Annotated in this window: 19 protein-coding genes; 9 read left to right on the top strand and 10 right to left on the bottom strand. The window is 69.3% G+C overall.

The window, feature by feature from the left end; all coding sequences use genetic code 11:
- Positions 1-188: 188 nt before the first annotated feature.
- On the bottom strand, positions 189-698 hold the full coding sequence (locus AC3ERS_RS17345; protein WP_431969093.1) for an NUDIX hydrolase: 510 nt from the start codon (positions 696-698) through the stop codon (positions 189-191).
- A gap of 90 nt (positions 699-788) precedes the next feature.
- Between AC3ERS_RS17345 and AC3ERS_RS17340 the strand changes: the two genes are divergently transcribed.
- Positions 789-1169, top strand: coding sequence for a nitroreductase family deazaflavin-dependent oxidoreductase (locus AC3ERS_RS17340; RefSeq protein ID WP_431968661.1), 381 nt, complete (start codon positions 789-791; stop codon positions 1167-1169).
- Positions 1170-1186: 17 nt separating this feature from the next.
- On the opposite strand, the gene yidC is transcribed toward AC3ERS_RS17340, so the two are convergent.
- From yidC to AC3ERS_RS17300, 8 genes are all read right to left on the bottom strand, one after another.
- Positions 1187-2107 (bottom strand): membrane protein insertase YidC, encoded by a 921-nt coding sequence (gene yidC / locus AC3ERS_RS17335; RefSeq protein ID WP_431968659.1) that lies wholly within the window; start codon positions 2105-2107, stop codon positions 1187-1189.
- A 103-nt stretch (positions 2108-2210) separates the two neighbouring features.
- Positions 2211-2504, bottom strand: a complete 294-nt coding sequence (locus AC3ERS_RS17330; protein WP_431968657.1) for a DUF6412 domain-containing protein — start codon at positions 2502-2504, stop codon at positions 2211-2213.
- A gap of 104 nt (positions 2505-2608) precedes the next feature.
- Positions 2609-3424, bottom strand: a complete 816-nt coding sequence (locus AC3ERS_RS17325; RefSeq protein ID WP_431968655.1) for a helix-turn-helix transcriptional regulator — start codon at positions 3422-3424, stop codon at positions 2609-2611.
- Between the two features lie 155 nt (positions 3425-3579).
- Positions 3580-4779: a PucR family transcriptional regulator gene (locus AC3ERS_RS17320; RefSeq protein ID WP_431968653.1), complete on the bottom strand. Its 1200-nt coding sequence runs from the start codon at positions 4777-4779 to the stop codon at positions 3580-3582.
- Between the two features lie 256 nt (positions 4780-5035).
- Positions 5036-6844: an AMP-dependent synthetase/ligase gene (locus AC3ERS_RS17315; RefSeq protein WP_431968651.1), complete on the bottom strand. Its 1809-nt coding sequence runs from the start codon at positions 6842-6844 to the stop codon at positions 5036-5038.
- A 224-nt stretch (positions 6845-7068) separates the two neighbouring features.
- Complete coding sequence (locus tag AC3ERS_RS17310; RefSeq protein ID WP_431968649.1) at positions 7069-7605, bottom strand: NUDIX domain-containing protein; 537 nt, start codon at positions 7603-7605, stop codon at positions 7069-7071.
- A complete protein-coding gene (locus tag AC3ERS_RS17305) occupies positions 7602-8315 on the bottom strand; it encodes a hypothetical protein (RefSeq protein WP_431968647.1) in 714 nt (237 codons plus the stop codon). The genes AC3ERS_RS17310 and AC3ERS_RS17305 overlap by 4 nt, the downstream gene beginning before the upstream one ends.
- A gap of 132 nt (positions 8316-8447) precedes the next feature.
- Positions 8448-9647: a DUF418 domain-containing protein gene (locus tag AC3ERS_RS17300; protein WP_431968645.1), complete on the bottom strand. Its 1200-nt coding sequence runs from the start codon at positions 9645-9647 to the stop codon at positions 8448-8450.
- Positions 9648-9739: 92 nt separating this feature from the next.
- Here AC3ERS_RS17300 and dop point away from each other — a divergent pair, with 92 nt between their 5' ends.
- The 8 genes from dop (at position 9740) to AC3ERS_RS17260 (ending at position 16128) form a co-directional block, all read left to right on the top strand.
- Positions 9740-11239 (top strand): depupylase/deamidase Dop, encoded by a 1500-nt coding sequence (dop, locus tag AC3ERS_RS17295; RefSeq protein WP_431968643.1) that lies wholly within the window; start codon positions 9740-9742, stop codon positions 11237-11239.
- A gap of 187 nt (positions 11240-11426) precedes the next feature.
- Positions 11427-11621, top strand: a complete 195-nt coding sequence (locus tag AC3ERS_RS17290; RefSeq protein ID WP_067781199.1) for a ubiquitin-like protein Pup — start codon at positions 11427-11429, stop codon at positions 11619-11621.
- Between the two features lie 14 nt (positions 11622-11635).
- Positions 11636-12484, top strand: coding sequence for a proteasome subunit beta (gene prcB / locus AC3ERS_RS17285; RefSeq protein WP_431968640.1), 849 nt, complete (start codon positions 11636-11638; stop codon positions 12482-12484).
- Positions 12481-13251 (top strand): proteasome subunit alpha, encoded by a 771-nt coding sequence (prcA, locus tag AC3ERS_RS17280; RefSeq protein WP_431968638.1) that lies wholly within the window; start codon positions 12481-12483, stop codon positions 13249-13251. Before prcB ends, prcA begins: the two co-directional genes overlap by 4 nt.
- 337 nt (positions 13252-13588) lie before the next feature.
- Positions 13589-14947 (top strand): Pup--protein ligase, encoded by a 1359-nt coding sequence (gene pafA / locus AC3ERS_RS17275; RefSeq protein ID WP_218024195.1) that lies wholly within the window; start codon positions 13589-13591, stop codon positions 14945-14947.
- Positions 14948-15070: 123 nt separating this feature from the next.
- Positions 15071-15451, top strand: coding sequence for a nuclear transport factor 2 family protein (locus AC3ERS_RS17270; protein WP_431968635.1), 381 nt, complete (start codon positions 15071-15073; stop codon positions 15449-15451).
- Positions 15452-15491: 40 nt separating this feature from the next.
- Entirely contained in the window at positions 15492-15731 is a 240-nt protein-coding gene (locus tag AC3ERS_RS17265; protein ID WP_431968633.1) for a FitA-like ribbon-helix-helix domain-containing protein, read from the top strand.
- Positions 15724-16128, top strand: a complete 405-nt coding sequence (locus AC3ERS_RS17260; RefSeq protein WP_431968631.1) for a type II toxin-antitoxin system VapC family toxin — start codon at positions 15724-15726, stop codon at positions 16126-16128. Before AC3ERS_RS17265 ends, AC3ERS_RS17260 begins: the two co-directional genes overlap by 8 nt.
- A 50-nt stretch (positions 16129-16178) precedes the next feature.
- On the opposite strand, the gene AC3ERS_RS17255 is transcribed toward AC3ERS_RS17260, so the two are convergent.
- Positions 16179-16475: an MTH1187 family thiamine-binding protein gene (locus tag AC3ERS_RS17255; RefSeq protein ID WP_431968629.1), complete on the bottom strand. Its 297-nt coding sequence runs from the start codon at positions 16473-16475 to the stop codon at positions 16179-16181.
- Positions 16476-16510: the final 35 nt, after the last annotated feature.

The following is a 16510-nucleotide window of genomic DNA, read 5'->3' as shown; positions in this document are numbered from 1 at the left end:
CACGCTGCGAGGACTCCCATCCGAGTCCGTCATGTTCGGGTAACCTCCCCGACACCCACATCCGTGATGCTGGGCCCTCCACCTGATGAACTACCCGAAGGATTGCCTTTCATGGAGTTGCTCGAAGTCGTCGCCAACATTCTGACCACGATGCTGTCCCTGGGCAGCGGCAGCGCGGCGTAACTGGTTCAGGCCAGGAGATCGCCGACCAGTACCAGGGTGTCCGGGACGAACGGCCAGTCCGGGTCGGCGAGGTGGGCGCGCAGTTCCGCGTCGGTCCACCACCAGCCGTCGGCGATCTCCTCGGGCTGATGACGGATGGGGCCGTCGTACCGCAGCTCGTAGGCGAACAAATGGCAGCGCATCGGCCTGCCCTCCCATTCCCCGTCCCAGGACGCGCTGGCCATCGGCAGCGGAGGCGCCGCGTCCTCGGTGAGCACGATGCCGAGCTCTTCGGCCAGCTCCCGGATCGCGGTCCGCGCCGGGTCCTCGCCCGGCGCGACGACACCGCCCGCGAGGCAGTCGTGCATCCCGGCGAACACCATCTTCGTGTCGGTGCGGCGGTGTACGTAGACCCGCTCGCCATCCCTCGAACGCACCAGCACCCCGGCACTGGCGTGCCATAGACCCTCGCGGTAGACCTCGGCGCGATCGGCCGCGCCGACCGCGCGACCCTGCCGGTCGTAGACCGCGATCATCTCGCCGGAAGGACCGTCGAAGTTCGGCTGCGCAGACACTGCTCGAGAGTAACCTGGGCAGCGCACGCCACCTGGAGAGAGGACCGTCCGATGGTGCTTCCGCGCATAGTGGCGAGATTCAACCGGCACGTGACCAACCCGGTGGCGGGACTGGTCGCGGGCACGGTGCCGCCCTTCGCTGTGGTGTTGCACAAAGGACGACGATCCGGCCGCGCCTACCGGACACCGGTGTGGGTGTTCGAAGACGACGGCGTCTACCGCATCGCGCTGACGTACGGCCGTGAGACGGAATGGGTCAAGAACGTCCTCGCCGCGGGCGTTTTCGAGCTGGAGACCAAGGGGCACACCGTGACGTTGCGTGATCCGGTGGTGCTGGAGGATCGCTCGGCGGGCTGGGCTCCGCTCGGCGTGCGCCAGGTGTTGTGGGGCATCGCCGCCAAGCACTACCTGCGGGCCACACCCGCTGCCTGACGGCGTGCCCCGGCAGGTCACCGACGGCCACGCCGGGATTTCACGCCCGGTCGCGGCTTCACGCCCGGCATCGGCTTCACCCCTGGCTTCGGCGCGCTGTCCTGCCGCGCCGTGGCCGCCGCTGCCGCCGCGGCCATGACCTCGGCGTCGACGCGGCGGTGGGCGACGTGCTGCTGCGCGAGCGTCCACCCGTTGTTCGCCACCCAGTACAGCAGGATCGCCACCGGAAGCAGTGCGCCGCCGACGAGCGCGCCCGCCGGAAACACCCAGAGCGTCATCGTGTTCAGCAGCGGCAGCTGTGCCGTGGCCGGGTCCTGGCGGGCGATCGCGGCGCGCGCGGTGAAGTGCGTCGCGATGGCCGCCACCAGCATCAGCGTGCCTGCGACCGCGGCGATCGCCACGCTCGGCTGACCGGTCAGCGTGGCCGACAGCGGCGCGCCGAACAGCTTGGCGTTCAGGAAGGACTGCACATCGGCGGCGTCGAAGACGTAGTTCGGGGTCTGCGCGTTCTGTTCGGGCGTCATCGGCGTCGACGTCGCCTGGAAGGGCAGATGGCCGAGCGTTCCGGTGCGGTCGAACGAGCGAAGCACATGGAACAGCGCGAGGAACACGAGCCCCTGGCCGAGCATCGGCAGGCAGCCCGCCAGCACGCCGACACCGTTCTCGCGGTGCAGTTTCTGGATTTCGACGGCCTGTCGTTGCTTGTCGTCGGGATAGCGCTTGCGCAGCGCCTCGATCTCGGGTCGCAGGCGCCGCACGACGGCTTGGGTGCGGACCTGTTTCAGGAACAGCGGATACATGGCCGCGCGGAGCGTGACGACGAGGAACACCACCGCCAGTACCCAGGCCAGGCCGCTGGTGGATCCGAGCAGCGCGGCGAACGCGGTGTGCCAGAGCCAGAGCACGGCGGAGACAGGGTAATAGAGGACATCGAGCATTGGGGGAGCACCTGATTCGGTGAGACGTGCGCGCACACGCACGCGAAGTGGAGATGGTCACGGCGCGGGCCGACCACACCCGCGCCGCGGCGCGGGCCGTCGATCAGCCCGTGACCAGTCCCGGTGCTCGCGGCCGCGGACGGCCCGCCGTATCGGGATTGCTCTGTCGCAGATAGGAACCGCGCCTGCGGCGCTGTGCCGACGGCGGTCCGCCGCGGGCGACGACCAGCGGCGCGACCGCGCCGCCGTGCAGCGCCACCATCGCGAACACCGCGACGGCGAGCACACCGAGCGCGGCCAGCGACGCGTGCTCGGGCAGGGGCGCGACCAGCAGTGCGAGCGCGGGCGCCAGGCACGCGAGCACCGCGAAGGCCGTCAGCCGCACCCGCGAGAACATGGGATCGAGCGTACCGGGTACGGGCGGCGCGGCGTCATGGCGTGTGTTCGGCTTCGCGCCGGCCGTGCGCGGGCTGTCGACGGACCGACGTCCGACGGCGTCCGTCAGGCTCCGTCGCCGAGGTCCCACAGTTCGGCGCGATGCAGCGCGGCGGGCGTCAACCCGAAGGTGCGACGGCAGGTGCGGGTGAGTTGGGTGCTGTCGTCGAAACCGGAGGCGTGCGCGGCGGCGGCGACATCGTCGCCGGAGCGGAACCGGTTGACCGCCAAACGCAGCCGCAGCCACAGGATGTACGGGCGCAACGGCATCCCGACCTGTTCGGCGAACAGGTGCGAGAGCCGGGCGGGGGAGAGCCCGACCCGCTTGGCCACGTCGGCGCCGCGCATCGAATGGTCCGGCACCAGACTCGGCAGCAGCCGCAGCGCCTCGGTCACCGCGCCGTGCCGGTGCGAGCCGTTGGCGGCCGTTGGCGCGCAGCGCAATTCGCGCACGATCGCGGCCACCTGCTCGGCGATCGGCGCGGTGGCCAGCGTCGTTGGCATGACCTGCTGGTCGTCGGCCCAGCCGCCGGCGTGCGCGCGGCGATCGGCGGTGGCGCCCGCCGCGGTCTCGGGATCGAGATAGAGCGCGGCGCCCTCGGCGGCGGTCTCGATCCGGTGCGGCGCGTCGGCGGGCACGATGATCCTGGTGCCGCGGTGGCGCACCCCGCCCGCGTCCATCACCGTGATCGGCGTGCGTGCGGCGAGCACCTGAACGGTGTGGTGGGCGTGCAATGCGGTCGGGCGGATCGCGCCGCCGAAAGCGAGAATCCCGGGACGGAGTAAAGCCGTTGCCCGCCGGTGGGATTCGTCGGGCGTGCGGGCGCCGCCCGGACTACAGGGTGTCGCGGACACCCCGTCGGTGACCAGAGCCTTCTCCATCGGACGCTCCCGGCAGTGAAGCAAGGATCCGGGTTTCGGACCCATCGCCGAGACTATCCGGGTCCCACCGCGGCGGTGAGCGTTTCGGTCAGGTGAGCCAGGAATTCACCCACGATCGGTCGCGCGGACACGGTGGCCGGAACGGGATACGCCGATCACGGTGCGAAAGACGCGGATTCGAGGCGGCGGGCCAGCCGCGCCGCGGACAGCGTCATGGCGTCGGCGGGCCGGTGCGGATCCAGCCCGGTGAGTTCGTGCACGCGCGAGAGCCGGTAGGTCACGGTGTTGCGGTGCACCATGAGCAGCCGCGCGGTGGCGAGCTGATTGAAGCCGGTGTCCACGAACGTCTCCAGCGTCTCGGCGAGCATCGGCTGGGCGTCCAGCGGGGCGAGCAGCCCGGCGAGGCCCGGCCGCGCGGCGTCGCTCGCCGCCACGGTGTACTCGAAGTGCAGATCCGTTCGGCGACAGATGATCTCGCGCCAGGAAAGGCAGCGGCCGAGCTCGGCGAGGACACGCGCCTCGGCGGCCGTCGCGGGGATCACGGCCCTGGCGGACGCGGCCCCGACGCCCACCCAGTACGGCGGGACCCGGCCGGGCGCGTGCGCGGGCAGGCGCGCGGTGAGACCGGCCAGTGCGGCCGCGCCGTCGTCGCCCGTGGCCAGCGGGACCAGCGCGGTCCAGCCGCCGGTGTCCAGCCGCAAGAACACGCCGGGGATGGCTTCGACGCGGTGCCGCAGGGCCGCGGCGGTGCCGCCGTGGCTTCCGCACAGCCGGAACACCGCGACCAGGAAGGCGTCGGCCACCGGTATGACCGGGTCGGCGGCCCACTCCACCGGATCGTGTCCGGCCAGCAGCGCGTCGGCGATGCCGCGGCGGCGCTCGAGCAGTTCCCACCGCGGATCGTGCGACCGCTGGGTGGCCGCGGTGGCGATGCGCGCGCTGACCAGCGTGACGTACTTCAGCAGCGCGGGCGAGGCCTCCAGCAGCAGGCGCTCGTCACCGACCGAATCGCGTAGCCGGTCCCAGAGGAAGACGGCGCCGAGCCGATACCGTTCCAGCACATCGGCCAGCGGGGTGCCGTCGCGCAGCCGGTCCATCGCCAGCTCGACAAGCTCCCTGGTGTCGGCTTCGGACGGCTCGGCGCCGCGCCGGAGATACTCGAAGAACAGGTCGACATTGAGCTTCGCGCCGCGGGCGAAGTCGGTCTCCACCAGCGAGTGCGGCAGTTGCGCGTACGGCGGCAGCGTGCCGTAGAACCCCTCCAGCAGCGACGCCGCGGCCTGGTGCAGGCCGTCGATCGCCGCGGTGCGGTGCGCGTGGCCTCTCGGACCTGCTCTTCCGCCCGCATCGCTCATGCCTCCGCCTCGCTGGCGCTCGGCTCCGTCATGCGCGATGCGCGCTGGCACATGATTCGCTCACTGCGTTCGCTCATGCCTCCGCCTCGCTGGCGCTCGGCTCCGTCATGCGCGATGCGCGCTGGCACATGAATCGCTCACTGCGTTCGCTCATGCCTCCGCCTCGCTGGCGCTCGGCTCCGTCATGCGCGATGCGCGCTGGCACACGATTCGCTCACCACGTTCGCTCATCAGCGCCTCCGAGTCCGTACGACCATCACGAGTACATGGCCTCGATCGTATCGGTGTAGCGGCTCGCGATCGGCGCGCGGCGAAGTTTGCCGGTGGCCGTCAGGCAGTCGCCGCCCGGCTCCCACACCTCGCCGAGCACCACGTACTTCTTGATCTGCTCCACGCGGGAGAGTTTGCCGTTGGCTGCCGCCACCCCTCGCTCGATCTCGGCGAGCACTGCGGGGGCCGTGCCCAGCTCGGTGGGGGAGGCCGCCGCGAGCCCGATTCGCCGGGCGAACGCGGCGGCCAGATCGGGGTCGAGGCAGATCAGCGCGGTGTTGAAGGGGCGCTGCTCGCCGATCGCCACGACCGCGCCCGCCAGCGGGCAGTTCTCGATGATCGTGTTCTCGATGTTGGCCGGGGACATGTTCTTGCCCGCGGCGTTGATGATGAGTTCTTTCTTGCGGTCCACGATGGACAGGTAGCCGTCGGCGTCGAAGGAGCCGATGTCGCCGGTGTGCAGCCAGCCGTCGGCGTCCACCGTCTCGGCGGTCTCGGCCGGGTCGTCGCGGTAGCCGCGCATCACCATCTTGCCGCGGATCAGGACCTCGCCGTCCGCGGCGAGGCGGACCTCCGCGCCGGGCAGCGGCGTGCCGACCGTGCCGATCTTGATCCGGGCAGGACCGTTCAGCGTCGCGCCCGCCGTGCACTCGGTCATGCCGTACCCCTCGCACAACGGCAGACCCATGCCGAGAAAGAACTCGTGCACGTCCGGTGGGATGGCCACCGAGCCCGTCACCGCGACGCGCACTCGGTCAAAGCCGAGCCGCGCCCGCAGCGGGCGCAGCACCAGTCGTTCGGCGACGCTGTGCTGGATCCGCTCGGTGAACCCGAGCGCGCGTCCGTCGGAGGCGGCACGCGCACGGATACGCCCGATGCCGACCGCCCAGCGGACCAGCGTGCGGCGCGGCGGGCGTTCCGCGGCGAAGCGTTCCTCCAGCGCGCCTTTGACTTTCACCCACACCCGGGGCACGCCGAGGAACACCGTCGGCCGCACCTCCGCCAGCGCGGCGGCCACCTGCGTGAAATCCGCGACCGTGGTGATCCGGCCGCCCTCCAGCATGGTCAGGTAGTGCGCGAACCAGCGGTTGGCCGCGTGCGCGTCGGGCAGATAGGAGATGACCCGGTCGTCCGGGCCGCCGCCGAATTGATCGATGACGCGAGAGTTCTCGAGGAAATTGGTGTGCGTCAGCTCGACGCCTTTCGGCGGTCCTGTGGTGCCCGAGGTGTAGACGATGGTGAGCAGGTCGTCGGGACGCACCGCGCGCCACGTCGACTCGAAATCGAAACCCGCGGGGGCCGTGCTCGATTCGAGCGCGGCGAGCGCGACGGTACCGGCCGGCGCCTCGTCCACGACGATCACGCGCTCGACGCGATGCCCCTGCGTGGCGGCCTCGGCCACCGCGTCCAGAATCCGTGACACGAACTGGCTTTCGCAGATCACGGTCCGATTGCCCGCGTTGCCGAACTGGTAGGCGAGCAGGTCGACCGGATTGGTGTTGTACACGGAGAAGGGTGTGGCGCCCGCGTGCAGCACGGCGGTGTCGCACAGGTGGAACTCCGGCCGGTTGGTCAGCATCAGCGCGACGGTGTCGCCGGAGCGGACGCCGAGCGCGGCCAGACCGGTCGCGATGGCGCGCACCCGCTCTCCGTACTCGCGCCAGGTGATGGTCTGCCCGCCGCCGAGGGTGCGCAGCGCGACCGCGTCGGCGTATCGCGCGACGTTCGCCTGGAACGCCGCGCAGAGGGTGTCCGGGCGCACCCGCTCGACCGCCGGAATTGTGGGAGAAGCCAAGACCGCAACCTTCTGCTCGAGTGTGGTCGAGGCAACCCCGCACCCGGGGCGGTGGCGTCGACCTCGTCGTCCGTCCAAGCTCAGCGCATCGCGGACCCCCTTCACCAGGGGCAAAGAACAAGACTGTGCCGCCGTGATTTGTGCACCGGACCAAACGGCGGTGCGCCCGGCATCCCCGGAGCACCCGCCCGGCGGATGGTCCCGAGGTTGTCGGCCGCGGTGCGCTACCGCACACCTGGGCGGTGCAGTTCCCTTGCCAGCGTGAGGAGTTCGGGCAGGTGCGCGCCATCCGACGCGGCGTGCTCGAGTGCGTCCTCGAATGCGAAGGCGCGGACCTCGAGGATCTGCTCGGCGTCGGCGGGGTTGCTAGGGGAGCGGTCGAGGACGACGTCGGCGGCGCACCACAGCCACGCCTTGTGCGGGTGCGGCTGCCACGGCCGGTACGGTTCCGGCGCGTCGCTGGTCGCGTGGTGCGCGCCCAGCCATCGCACCGGGCCGATCGGACGGGCGCCCGCCTCCTCGCGCAGTTCGCGGCGCAGGCACTCGTCGACGGATTCGCCCGCCTCGCGGGTGCCGCCCGGCAGCAGCCAGACGTCGCGGTCGTCGCGGCACAGTACGATCCGCTCGCCGACGAAGCACACGGCGTGCACATTGGTCACCAGCTCGTCGGGTGGCAGTTCGATGGAGAAGCGGACATCGAGGCCGCCCCATTCCCAGCGGGCGGGGGTGTGCAGCAGCGGATAACGCTCGGCGAAACTCACCTGCCCGACGGTAGTTCAGGAAGACGGAACAGCAGGACCTCCGGATCGAGCTGCTCCTCCTCGACGCGAAAAGCGTTGCGGAACAACTCCTGATCGCGATCGTTGCGCCGGATCACGGTGCCGATCTCGGGATTGACCCGGCAGGCGGCCGCGCAGCGCAGCCAGTCGCGGGCGAAGGCGGCGTCCTGGAAGGCGGGGAAGCTGAATCTCGGCCCCATCGCCCAGCACATGCTGAGCATGCCGAGCTGCGCGTCGGCGGGCCAGGAGTCGAAGGCGGCGAACGGCATGACCACCGCGCCGCTGCCGTGCCGGACCATGCGGCCGCGCAGCAGCGTCTCCAGCTCGTCGAGCCGGCCGTAGACGGTGCGGTCGATGTCCTCGTCGGTCAACCGCAGCAGGGAGACGTCCGCGAAAGCGCGATTGCCGCCCGCGACGAGGTCCATCCGGTTCTTCACCGCGTCCCAGGCCGCGTTGACCTCCGCGCCGGTGGCGGCCGAGCCGTCCGGGCGTCGCCACGGCAGCCTGCGGGCCGCGATGAGCGAGGCGGTTCGTTCGGCTGGAGTCGGGGCGGCACGCACCCGCGCGGTGTCGTCGAGCTTGTTGCCGACACCGGTGCTCACGAAACCCTCGGAATCCAGGTACATCCAGGGCACCCGGCCTTCCAACGGCACATTGAACGCCAGCCACACGCGGCGCACCGCGGCCTTCATGAACGATTCCCCTCGTCGAGAGTGCGGAAAGGTTTCATTTCAGCATGGGACGAGGCGGGGCGGTGAACACGAGTAGTGGGCTACTCGTGTTCGCCACCTGGTCTCGGTGCAACGGCGCGGACCAGGGCGGATTCAGCGCTCCCCGGCCAGGAGCCGATAGCAGGTGTGCCACGCCCACTCTACCGGCCCGCGCTCGAAGCGCCGCAGCCACAAGTGGGCGCCCGTCGCGATGATCAGCACGACCACCAGGTAGATCGCGATCGTGAACGGGACCCGCGCCTCGGGGGAGACCCGCGCGGCCAGGCCGAGACCCCAGCCATAGCACAGCGCCGAGGCCACCAGGTTCTGCAGGATGTAGCAGGACAGCGCGGTACGGCCGATCTCGGTGAGCCGCCTGCCCGCGAAACCCAGCCGCGGGCGGCGCAGAAAGAACTCGGCGACTACGGTGAGGATGCCGAAGGCGACGAGCGGCGCGGTGCCGTACCGGGTGAACAGCACCAGATCGCCGCCGAGGACGCCGACGACGAAGTCGATCGGTGCGGCGATCGCGCCGATCAGCATGAGACGCCGCCGGATTCGCGCGCCCTCCGGTGCGAACACGCCCGCCCGGTACAGCCGCGCGCCCGCGAGGAACAGCGCCACCGACATGGCGAACACGAAGACGGCCTCGACGCGGAACGCGAGGGCGTTCTCCAGGCGGAAGACCACCAGGTCCCAGAACGAGCCGTCCGCATAGGGATTCGGGTTCAGCGGCTCGCGCGCGGCCGAATCCGGCTGCGGGGCAAAGGTCATCGCGAGCGCGATGAGCGTCAGCAGTGCCAGATGGACGGCCGCCGCGATCACGAGCCAGCGGCGTTGCGCGCGCTCACCGGTGGCGAGCACGAACGCGACCACCAAGCCGGTCACCGCGTAACCCATCAGCACGTCGAACTCGGCGACGAGCACGAAGTTCAGCAGGCCGTCCAGGAACAGCAGCCCGGCTCGCCACGGATAGCCGCCCGGCCACGCTCGCCCGCGGCGCACCGCCGAGGCCTGCTGGATGGCGAGGCCGATACCGAACATGATCGTCAGCAGGCCGAGGAACTTGCCCTGCGCCAGCTGTTGCAGCATCCGCTCGGTCCACATCCAGCCGCCGTCCGTCGCGGCGCCCAGTTCCTCGATGTAGCCGATCAGGCCCTCGGGATTGGTCAGGATCCAGATATTGGTGCCCAGCGTGCCGAGAATCGCGATGCCGCGCAGCACGTCGAGCGCGACGAGCCGCGCGGGGCGCGCGTCGGCTACGCGGGGCCGCTGGACGGCTCCCGCCCCGGTTTCGGCGATGGATTCGGTCATGTGTCGACTATCCGGCCCGCGCACGGGCGCCGCGATCCTCCGGAAGTACCACCCTCGGTATGACATTGGCCGGTGTCGCCTAGGCTCGAGGTATGCAGCGCATCATCGGTATCGAGGTCGAATACGGCATTTCCACCCCCACCGAGCCGTCGGCCAACCCGATCCTCACCTCCACCCAGGCGGTCCTCGCGTACGCGGCCGCGGAGGGCGTGCCGCGGGCCAAGCGCACACGCTGGGATTACGAGGTGGAGTCGCCGCTGCGCGACGCGCGCGGATTCGACCTGAGCAGGATGAACGGACCGGCGCCGGTGATCGACGCCGACGAGGTCGGCGCTGCCAACATGATCCTCACCAACGGCGCCCGCCTGTACGTCGATCACGCGCACCCGGAGTATTCCGCGCCCGAGGTCACCGACCCGCTGGACGCGGTGATCTGGGACAAAGCGGGCGAACGCGTGATGGAGGCCGCCGCGCGGCACGCCTCCAGCGTGCCGGGAGCCCCCCGGTTGCAGCTGTACAAGAACAATGTCGACGGCAAGGGCGCCTCGTACGGCACCCACGAGAACTACCTGATGAACCGGGACACCCCGTTCAACCAGATCATCGTCGGGCTGACGCCGTTCTTCGTCTCCCGGCAGGTCATCTGCGGTTCCGGCCGGGTCGGCATCGGCCAGTCCGGCGATCACGCCGGGTTCCAGCTGTCCCAGCGCTCGGACTACATCGAGGTCGAGGTCGGCCTGGAGACCACCCTCAAGCGCGGCATCATCAACACTCGCGACGAGCCGCACGCCGATGCCGACAAGTACCGCAGGCTGCACGTCATCATCGGCGACGCCAACCTCGCCGAGATGTCGACCTACCTCAAGGTCGGCACCACCGCGCTGGTCCTTGACCTGATCGAGGCCGGCGAGGACCTCTCCGACCTGCAGCTGGCCCGTCCGGTCACCGCGGTGCACCAGATCAGCCACGACCCGAGCCTGCGCGCCACCGTGGCGCTCGCCGACGGCCGCGAGCTGACCGGCCTGGCCCTGCAGCGGCTCTACCACGAGCGGGTCGCCAAGTTCATGGACCGCGAGGGCAATGAGGACGCCCGCGTGCAGGACATCCTGGACAACTGGGCGATGGTGCTCGATCTGCTCGAGCGCGACCCGATGGAATGCGCGAACCTGCTCGACTGGCCGGCCAAACTGCGCCTGCTCGAGGGCATGCGCCAGCGCGAGGGACTGAGCTGGGCCGCACCGAAACTACACCTGATGGACCTGCAGTACTCCGACGTACGCTTGGACAAGGGCCTGTACAACCGCCTGGTGGCGCGCGGCTCGATGAAGCGGCTGGTCTCCGAGCAGCAGGTGCTCGACGCGATGACCAAGCCGCCCACCGACACCCGCGCCTACTTCCGCGGCGAATGCCTGCGCCGCTTCGGCGCGGACATCGCCGCCGCGAGCTGGGATTCGGTGATCTTCGATCTCGGCGGCGACTCGCTGGTGCGCATCCCGACCCTGGAACCGCGCCGCGGCACCAAATCGCATGTCGGCAAGCTGCTCGACGGCGTGGACACCGCCGCCGAGCTGGTTCGGCAGCTCACCACGTAGCTACGTTCCTCCCGCGCGGGCAGGGTCGCGAATCGGGCGCTGTCCGCGCGGCGAATTGGGCACAGATCCGACATCGTGTCGGCTCGGCTGGGTAGTGTTGTTGTACGAGCACGCACATTGCTCATGATCGGAGCCGTGCTCATACTTTTGGCTCCGGTCATGATGAGGACAGAGGAGGTCGGCTGCCATGGCACAAGAGCAGACCAAGCGCACCGGGGGCGGCGACGAGGACGAGGGTCCCGACGGCGTCGACGCCGCCGGTCAGGAGCGCCGCGAGAAGCTGGCGGAGGATACCGACGACCTGCTCGACGAGATCGATGACGTGCTCGAGGAGAACGCGGAGGACTTCGTCCGCGCCTATGTGCAGAAGGGCGGCCAGTGACAGCAGGTGACCCCATGCGTCTCCACCCGGGGTACGCCCTCTCCTCGTTCACCGAACACCTCCGCGCACACGCACCGGAACTGTTGCCGGGCAACAGTTTCGCCGCGATCGATGGCGCCACCGGACACTCCGGTGGCGCTGTCGCGAAGGACATCGCCCCGCACGGCACCACCATCGTCGCGGTGACCTACCGCGGCGGCGTGCTGATCGCGGGCGACCGCCGCGCCACGCAGGGGAACCTGGTGGCGAGCAGGGACATGGAGAAGGTGTACATCACCGACACCTACTCGGCGGCGGGCATCGCGGGCACCGCAGGCATGGCCGTAGAAATGGTGCGTCTCTTCGCGGTGGAGCTGGAGTACTACGAGAAGATCGAAGGCGTTCCGCTCACCTTCGACGGCAAGGCCAACAAGCTGTCGAAGATGGTGCGCGACAACCTCCCCGCCGCGCTGCAGGGTCTGGCCGTGGTGCCGGTGCTGGTCGGCTACGACCAGCAGGTCACCGATCCCGACCGGGTCGGCCGCATCGTGTCCTACGACGTGGTCGGCGGTCGCAGCGAGGAGCGATTCGGTTACACCGCAGTCGGTTCCGGTTCGATGTTCGCCAAGACGTCGCTGAAGAAGCTGTACGCCAAGGGAATCGACGCGGACCGGGCGTTGCGCATCGCGGTCGAGGCGCTGTTCGACGCCTCCGACGACGACACCGCGACCGGTGGACCGGATCTCGCTCGCGGCATCTACCCGACGATCGTCACGATCGACGAGGACGGTGCGGTGGAGGTTCCCGAGGAGCGTGTGGAGGAGATCGCCCGCGGCATCGTCGCCGACCGCGCGGCGGCGGAGGAAGGGAGCGCCAACGCATGACACTGCCGTACTACGCGTCGGCCGAGCAGATCATGCGCGACAAGACCGAGCTCGCGCGCAAAGGCATCGCTCGTGGTCGCAGTGTCATCGTTCTGGCGTACGACAAGGGAGTGCTGTTCGTCGCGGAGAATCCCTCCGCGACGTTGCACAAGGTGAGTGAGCTGTACGACCGCATCGGGTTCGCGGCCGTCGGCAAGTACAACGAGTTCGAGAATCTGCGCCGCAGCGGCATCCTGCAGGCCGACCTGCGCGGTTACCAGTTCGACCGGCGGGACGTGACCGGAAGGGCGCTGGCCAACGCCTACGCGCAAGCGCTCGGCACGATCTTCACCGATCAGCTCAAGCCGTACGAGGTCGAACTCTGCGTGGCGGAGGTGGGATATCCGGAGCAGTCGCCGCAGTCGGTGCTGTACCGGATCACCTTCGACGGCTCGATCGTGGACGAGCGCGAGTTCGTGGTGATGGGCGGCACGACCGAGCCCATCGTCTCCGCGTTGAAGGGGTCCTACCGGCCGGGTCTCGACCTGGCAGGCGCGATCGGCGTCGCGGTCAAGGCGTTGCAGGCCGGGATTCCGGAGGGCGCCGACAAGGACAAGCGGGTGCTCGGCGTGAGCTCGCTCGAGGTGGCCACGTTGGAGCAGGCGCGGCCGCGCCGGGCGTTCCGCAGGATCTCCGACGCCACGTTGGAGAAGTTGCTGCAGGCCGGCAAGCCGGGGGCGAAGACCAAAGTGGTCGAGCTCCCCGAGGAGTCGTCGGACTCGGAGTAGTCGAAGACGAGGGCCCGCGCGAGACCGCTCCGAGGCGGTCCCGTGCGGGCCTTTCGCGGTTCCGAGCGCGTCTCGTGCGGAGCCGTGCAAAATTCCGGCGGGTCGGCGCGCGTCGGCGGGACGTCGGAAGATCTGTCGTGCGACGCCGATGCGGCCGACGATTCTGTGTGCTTCCGTGCGCTCGGCGCACGGGTTTTCGCCGCGGCCCACGGGCCGAAATCCGCGTCTGACCGGCCGAGTGCACCGGGCATACGGTGCCGAATCGTTGTGAAGCCGTATGCGTCCGTGTTGTCCGCAGCGCCACGCGAGTACATGACATGGCTGTAATGTCGATAGTGTGCAGCGACGAATCATGGGGATCGAGACCGAGTTCGGTGTGACATGCACCTTCCACGGTCACCGTCGGCTGTCCCCCGACGAGGTAGCCCGGTACCTTTTCCGCCGGGTCGTGTCCTGGGGCCGTAGCTCTAACGTGTTCCTTCGCAACGGCGCTCGGCTGTATCTCGACGTCGGCTCGCATCCGGAGTACGCCACGGCCGAATGCGACAGTCTGCATCAGTTGGTCACCCATGACAGGGCGGGCGAGCGGGTGCTCGAGGAGTTGCTGATCGATGCCGAGCAGCGCTTGGCCGAAGAAGGCATCGGCGGCGACATCTATTTGTTCAAGAACAACACCGACTCGGCGGGCAACTCCTACGGCTGTCACGAGAACTTCCTCGTGGTGCGCGCGGGCGAGTTCTCCCGGATCTCCGACGTGCTGCTGCCGTTCCTGGTGACCAGGCAGCTGATCTGCGGAGCGGGCAAGGTGCTGCAGACGCCGAAGGCGGCCACGTTCTGCCTGTCGCAGCGCGCCGAGCACATCTGGGAGGGCGTCTCCTCGGCGACCACCCGATCGCGCCCGATCATCAACACCCGTGACGAGCCCCATGCCGACGCCGAGAAGTACCGGCGCCTGCACGTGATCGTCGGCGACTCGAACATGTCCGAGACCACGACCATGCTGAAGGTGGGCACGGCCGCGCTGGTGCTGGAGATGATCGAGGCGGGCGTCTCGTTCCGCGACTTCGCGCTGGACAACCCCATTCGCGCCATCCGCGAGGTCAGCCACGACCTCACCGGACGTCGTCCGGTGCGACTGGCGGGCGGCCGGCAGGCCAGCGCGCTCGACATCCAGCGCGAGTACTACGCGCGCGCCGTCGAGCACCTGCGCAACCGGGATCGCGATCCGCAGATCGACCAGGTCGTCGACCTGTGGGGCCGCACCCTGGACGCGGTGGAGGCGCAGGACTTCGCCAAGGTGGACACCGAGATCGACTGGGTGATCAAGCGCAAGCTGTTCCAGCGCTACCAGGACCGCTACAACATGGAGCTGTCCGATCCCAAGATCGCCCAGCTGGACCTGGCCTACCACGACATCAAGCGCGGCCGCGGCGTCTTCGACCTGCTGCAGCGCAAGGGCCTGGCCAAGCGCATCACCGAGGACGAGGCGGTGGATGCGGCGGTCGACACCCCGCCGCAAACCACGCGCGCCAAGCTGCGCGGCGATTTCATCACCGCCGCCCAGGAGGCCGGTCGCGACTTCACCGTCGACTGGGTGCACCTCAAGCTGAACGACCAGGCGCAGCGGACCGTGCTGTGCAAGGACCCGTTCCGCTCGGTCGACGAGCGCGTCGACCGGCTGATCGCCTCGATGTAGCTCGATGTAGTTCGGAAACGCTGGTCCGCGACCTCCAGGTCGTGGACCAGCGGCTTGTCGGCGGGACGAAATCCGAGCATCGAACGAGGTGCCGTCACGCCGATCCTGCCTAATGTGGGACGCATGACGGACACGGATGTGCTCGACGAGCTGCTCGCTCTCGAAGGTCGCGGCTGGGACTCGCTGTGTGCGAGCTCGGGCGCGGACTTCTACGGCGCCCTCATGACCGACGACGCCCTGATGATCCTCGCCAACGGCATGGTGCTCGACCGCGCCGGCGTCGTCGACTCCCTACGCCACGCACCCCCGTGGCGCACCTACGAAATCCAGGACCCGCGCCTGGTGCACGTCGGCCCTGACGCCGCGGCCCTGATCTACATCGGCGTCGCCTACCGCGAAGACCCCACCCCAGCCTTCCGCGGCATGATGTCGAGCATCTACCTCCGCACCACCGACGGCTGGCGCCTGACCTGCTACCAACAGACCCGTTTCCCGGAGGAGTAATCGCGCTGGTTCAGCGCCAGGGGAGCGCTAAACTAGCGCTATGGCGACTATTCAGATCCGCGATGTTCCCGAGGAAGACGCCGAGGTACTCCGGCGGCGCGCTGAAGCGGCCGGAATGTCGCTGCAGGCGTACATGCGCCGGGAGCTGATCAGCATGGCTCGGCGCCGGACCAAGGTGGAGGCCCTCGCGGAGATTCGCGAGGCACTGGCCGAGGATTCCGGGCCTGGTGTCGACCGCGACTTCGTCCTGGAAACCCTGCGGGAGCTGCGAGGTGAGTGACGAGATTGTCGTCGATGCGTCGGCCCTCGTGGATGCGCTGTTGCGCGATGACGCGGCTGGCGTCGCGCTGGCCAAACGAATCTCGGAGTCCGTCTGCCATTCGCCGCACCTCATCGACGCCGAGGTGGGTAGCGTGCTGCGGCGTGCGGAGCGGAAGGGGCTGATCTCGGAACGCACCGCGCTCACCTGCATGCGGTTGCTGAAGTTGCTGGTGGATGAGCGGTATGCCCACCACGATTGGTTATCGGTCGAGGCGTGGAAGCTTCGCCATTCGGTCACGTTCTACGACGGGCTCTATGTCGCGCTGGCGGCACGGCTGGGGATCCCCTTGCTGACACGCGACGCGAAACTAGGGAATGCGCCGGGTCTGCCCTGCGTGGTGGAGCTGATCGAGTAGCCAACGGCGCGAGTGGACGGACGTACGGCTCTTTCATGCCGGCACGGGAGTCAGCCCTCGGCGAGGTAGCGCTCGACCGACTCGACCTTGGCCGTCATCGCGTCGGTGACGCCGGGGCGGATGTCGGCTTTCAGGACGAGGCTGCAGCGCGGGGCGATGGCGAGGATGGCGGCGGTGGCGTCTTTCACGACGCGCATCACCTCGTCCCACTCGCCCTCCAGCGTGGTGAACATGGCGTCGGTGCGGTTGGGCAGTCCGCTGGCCCGGACGACGCGCACCGCCTCGGCTACCGCGGGGCCGACATCCACTCCCGCGCCGAGCGGAGTCACTGAGAAGGCAACGATCACCGGATCATTGTCCACCGCGGGCGGCGATCGCACGG

Source organism: Nocardia sp. bgisy134 (assembly GCF_057708325.1).
Note: the sequence above shows the minus strand (reverse complement) of the source record. Positions and strands in the feature narration are given on the sequence as shown.

What these genes read in the sequence shown, in the direction of transcription:
- AC3ERS_RS17345 (WP_431969093.1), bottom strand. Translation starts at nt 698, where the DNA reads ATGATCGCGGTCTACGACCGGCAGGGTCGCGCGGTCGGCGCGGCCGAT.
- AC3ERS_RS17340 (WP_431968661.1), top strand. Translation starts at nt 789, where the DNA reads ATGGTGCTTCCGCGCATAGTGGCGAGATTCAACCGGCACGTGACCAAC.
- yidC (WP_431968659.1), bottom strand. Translation starts at nt 2,107, where the DNA reads ATGCTCGATGTCCTCTATTACCCTGTCTCCGCCGTGCTCTGGCTCTGG.
- AC3ERS_RS17330 (WP_431968657.1), bottom strand. Translation starts at nt 2,504, where the DNA reads ATGTTCTCGCGGGTGCGGCTGACGGCCTTCGCGGTGCTCGCGTGCCTG.
- AC3ERS_RS17325 (WP_431968655.1), bottom strand. Translation starts at nt 3,424, where the DNA reads ATGGAGAAGGCTCTGGTCACCGACGGGGTGTCCGCGACACCCTGTAGT.
- AC3ERS_RS17320 (WP_431968653.1), bottom strand. Translation starts at nt 4,779, where the DNA reads ATGAGCGATGCGGGCGGAAGAGCAGGTCCGAGAGGCCACGCGCACCGC.
- AC3ERS_RS17305 (WP_431968647.1), bottom strand. Translation starts at nt 8,315, where the DNA reads ATGAAGGCCGCGGTGCGCCGCGTGTGGCTGGCGTTCAATGTGCCGTTG.
- AC3ERS_RS17300 (WP_431968645.1), bottom strand. Translation starts at nt 9,647, where the DNA reads ATGACCGAATCCATCGCCGAAACCGGGGCGGGAGCCGTCCAGCGGCCC.
- dop (WP_431968643.1), top strand. Translation starts at nt 9,740, where the DNA reads ATGCAGCGCATCATCGGTATCGAGGTCGAATACGGCATTTCCACCCCC.
- AC3ERS_RS17290 (WP_067781199.1), top strand. Translation starts at nt 11,427, where the DNA reads ATGGCACAAGAGCAGACCAAGCGCACCGGGGGCGGCGACGAGGACGAG.
- prcB (WP_431968640.1), top strand. Translation starts at nt 11,636, where the DNA reads ATGCGTCTCCACCCGGGGTACGCCCTCTCCTCGTTCACCGAACACCTC.
- prcA (WP_431968638.1), top strand. Translation starts at nt 12,481, where the DNA reads ATGACACTGCCGTACTACGCGTCGGCCGAGCAGATCATGCGCGACAAG.
- AC3ERS_RS17270 (WP_431968635.1), top strand. Translation starts at nt 15,071, where the DNA reads ATGACGGACACGGATGTGCTCGACGAGCTGCTCGCTCTCGAAGGTCGC.
- AC3ERS_RS17265 (WP_431968633.1), top strand. Translation starts at nt 15,492, where the DNA reads ATGGCGACTATTCAGATCCGCGATGTTCCCGAGGAAGACGCCGAGGTA.